The organism is Bartonella refiksaydamii (assembly GCF_902652675.1).
GTDB lineage: Bacteria > Pseudomonadota > Alphaproteobacteria > Rhizobiales > Rhizobiaceae > Bartonella > Bartonella refiksaydamii.
The window spans coordinates 1-2,154 of sequence record NZ_LR736352.1; the positions used below are offsets into that span (position 1 = coordinate 1).

Genomic DNA, 2,154 nt, shown 5'->3' on the forward strand with positions numbered 1-2,154 from the left:
TCATTGTCACAGATGTCCAAGCCTCAGAATCCGGTATGTATAAACTTATCTTGCGGGAACTAAAGTAAAGATGCGCTTATTGATTTTTAAAAATATGAAGTCACCTCTTGACAATATGGCAATAATATGTCTATCGTTGAACTAGGTGCCTAACAAACACCTTAAAACAACTGGCGGATTGGTTGCCGAAATAACTGTTTTTCCGCGATTTAAAAGCTTTGACTCGTTATATGTTATACGCATATAATGATCTTGTCGGGTGTGGTTATGCTATACAATACCTTCACGGGGAAAGCATAACGACGGGCTAGTTGCCGTGTTTGTTAGCGCCCGACACTTTTTTTGAGTGTCATTAACAAACGTTTAACAACTAGGAGTTCATTATGAACAATCTTATAGAAATTAAAAGAAGTGCTGCTAATGGTGCTACCACTCAGACTATGTCTAGCATTGAAATTGCGGGGGTATGTAGTAAGAAGCATAAAAATGTTATGCGCAACATTAAACAAATATTTAGCGAGCTCAAATTTGAGCCGGCTAAGTTTTTAAGCAGTTATATTGATGAACAAGGAAAAACACGCCCTTGTTATCACCTCCCCAAACGTGAATGTTTAATCCTTGTTTCAGGTTACAGCACTGCCTTACGGGCTAAAATCATTGACCGCTGGCAAGAATTGGAAAAGAAAGTTGTTACACCGCAAATTGACTATTCAAGTCCACAAGCAATGATTGGCTTTTTGACACATCTACAAAGCCAAATCGAGCAAAAGGATAACACCATTGCCGAATTAGCACCAAAAGCAGAAGCTTTGGATGGTTTAAAACGCTCTGATGGGTTGTTTGGTCTGATTGAAGCAGCAAAGATGTTAGAGGTACGACCAAAGGACTTAACCGATTACTTGCGTAAACATGATTGGGTGTATCGACGGGCTCCAGGGGCGCCTCTGTTACCTTATCAAGATAAAATCAAGAAAGGATTCATGGATTGTCCTGCTATCACTATTCAAAGACCGGATGGAACAGATAAGGTGCTTCCTTCAACTAAAATCACACCAAAAGGTTTGGCATGTTTGAGAGAGCAAATCTATGGAGGTGTGCAATGAAGAAGATAGATACTAACTTCTTATGCGATTTGTGGATGGCGTTATCACAGTTTTCTAGACATGAAAATATGAGCGACAAAGAGTGTAGTGCTTTGGTTGATACTATGAGCGTAGTGGAAAAAGCTTTGATTTTAAAACTTCAAAATGAGGTGCCCAATATACTTAAAATCTTAACAGTTCTAACAGATTTTGGAGATTCAGAACTACCGCATAGCATGGATTCTTTGTTGCGAGCTTACGAACCAAGTTTGGAGAGCCCCATTAAAAAGGTTGCTTAACTTTAAAAACACAACTCCCCTCCCTGTTCTCAAAAATGGGGAGGTGGTTAAAAACGAATGTTTATCAAGAGAAAAATTACAGTTTAGAAGAAATGTATCTGTTTAAACTCACACCATTTTCAGCGGCTTGTATTGCAAGTTTTCTATGGAGCTCTGGTGGTATTCTTAATTGAAACTTACCACTGTATTTACCATGTGACAAAGGCACAGGAACTTCTTCTCCGTTATGTTGCATGTCCTCAACAACTTCCGAAACGAGGTCCATAACACCTTTTAAAGCTTTCTCTGCTTGAGCGTCTAACCATGAAAGGGATGGGAATTCTGCACACAATCCGACATATTCCTCATCTTCTTGCGACCACAAAACACGATATGTATAATGATTATTGTTCATGTTTCATCCTTTCTATCGCTTGTAAGACTTGTTTGACCTGATAGGCTTTTGCTTTGTTTCCAGAATCTTTTTGAATATTCACACGGGGATCACCAAGCCATGGCGTTTTAAAAACAAAGTGGCTTGTACCATTGTTCCGCGGTTCTCCAAAAAAATATACACACACAGCCAACAAATCTGAAAACTTGATGTTCTTTGGTGATGCTTTCATCAAGCTGATTATTTTTTCAACTTTATTGTTCATAGCCAATAATAGTATCATTATTAATCCTAGTCAATCATTTTTAGAGATGGCATCAACTAAAAGGAGCCCCCATGCATCCGAGAGAGACGATAAGGGAAACATTTGTTGCGTTGATCAAAGCAGCAAAGACGGCGG

4 protein-coding genes are annotated in these 2,154 nt (G+C 39.0%); 2 read left to right on the plus strand and 2 right to left on the minus strand.

The window, feature by feature from the left end; translation table 11 throughout:
• Positions 1-383: 383 nt before the first annotated feature.
• Complete coding sequence (locus GQO39_RS08300; RefSeq protein WP_156851739.1) at positions 384-1,103, plus strand: phage antirepressor KilAC domain-containing protein; 720 nt, start codon at positions 384-386, stop codon at positions 1,101-1,103.
• Positions 1,100-1,381 carry a hypothetical protein gene (locus GQO39_RS08305; protein ID WP_156851740.1) on the plus strand — a complete coding sequence of 94 codons (282 nt, stop codon included), beginning with the start codon at positions 1,100-1,102 and terminating at the stop codon, positions 1,379-1,381. Before GQO39_RS08300 ends, GQO39_RS08305 begins: the two co-directional genes overlap by 4 nt.
• Before the next feature lie 76 nt (positions 1,382-1,457).
• Here GQO39_RS08305 and GQO39_RS08310 read toward each other — a convergent pair whose 3' ends face one another.
• Both GQO39_RS08310 and GQO39_RS08315 read right to left on the minus strand, forming a co-directional pair.
• Positions 1,458-1,775 (minus strand): type II toxin-antitoxin system HicB family antitoxin, encoded by a 318-nt coding sequence (locus GQO39_RS08310; protein ID WP_156851741.1) that lies wholly within the window; start codon positions 1,773-1,775, stop codon positions 1,458-1,460.
• Complete coding sequence (locus GQO39_RS08315) at positions 1,765-2,037, minus strand: toxin HicA (protein ID WP_156851742.1); 273 nt, start codon at positions 2,035-2,037, stop codon at positions 1,765-1,767. Before GQO39_RS08315 ends, GQO39_RS08310 begins: the two co-directional genes overlap by 11 nt.
• Positions 2,038-2,154 lie beyond the last annotated feature (117 nt).